Consider the following 1,099-nt stretch of genomic DNA (forward strand, 5'->3'; position numbering starts at 1 on the left):
GATCTTTTTGATCTTTTTGATCTTTTTGATCTTTTTGATCTTTTTGATCTTTTTGATCTTTTTGATCTTTTTGATCTTTTTGATCTTTTTGATCTTTTTGATCTTTTTGATCTTTTTGATCTTTTTGATCTTTTTGAATAAATCTATGTTTGCATTTTAAACATTGATAATCCAAGAATAAATTACGGTCGACGGAAATCCCGGCTTTTTTGCCGAGGAAATTCCCTATTACGCCACCGGTAATGCCAACACTGATTGCCCCGACAAAAGTACCCACTGTCCCACCTAAAATTACACCTAAGGGGCCAGCAACAGTACCAATCGCTGCGCCAACGGATGCGCCAGAAGCAGCACCACCGACTGTACCCGCAGTAGCACCTGCCGAGCTCATGAGAATGCCACCAATTTTCTTTAAATTCTGTTCGTGATCACGCTGTTCGATGTCAGTGGAACCACATTTAGGACATTGCATAGGTTTTTCCATCAAGGATTGGTATTCACTTGTTTTAAGTTTATGGAGGAGATGCAATTTTCATCTAGATCAGCAGCTCTTCATAATATGCTGCAACAGCATATATACATGCTGAATCCTGAGGTCAGGAGCATTTCCTACCTTCCTGATTCTAGTTGAATTAACGCTCAAACATTGTATTTCAGCTGTAAATATATTTATTTTTATCTGCGTGAGTCATTTTTGAATTATTTCGATCATGCAGGACACTATAAGATTTTGGAGGTTTTTCTTCCTCAGTACTCTATCTATACACAGGCCTGATTGGCCATTTCTTTATATTCAAAGCAGCTGATGGTTTGCTGGCTGCTCTCAAAAGCTTGCAAACAGAAAGGAATCATTAAAGCTATTTGGCATTTTTTATCAAAAAAACAGCTTAAAATCGGCATTTTTTTATAAGTGGTTTTCATTCTCATTGATTAATTGTATTTTTAATAAAGTGTGATATTTATTATTATTAAGGCTTTGTTGCACAAAGCTATTCTTGAGGGCTTCTTTAGCAATATAATTTCCAGATGAAGAAGCCTGCACCTAAAACTTACCGTACAACCAATTGGTCCTCGTATAACCAAGCTTTAATCAAGCGAG

General features: G+C 36.7%; 1 protein-coding gene. It reads right to left on the minus strand.

What is annotated here, in order from left to right; translation table 11 throughout:
* Positions 1-472, minus strand: a 472-nt coding sequence (locus tag FTU90_RS15925) for a hypothetical protein (RefSeq protein ID WP_257222462.1), incomplete at its 3' end; no start/stop codon positions are given.
* Positions 473-1,099: the final 627 nt, after the last annotated feature.

This window comes from Acinetobacter sp. YH12200 (assembly GCF_013418175.1).
GTDB lineage: Bacteria > Pseudomonadota > Gammaproteobacteria > Pseudomonadales > Moraxellaceae > Acinetobacter > Acinetobacter pseudolwoffii.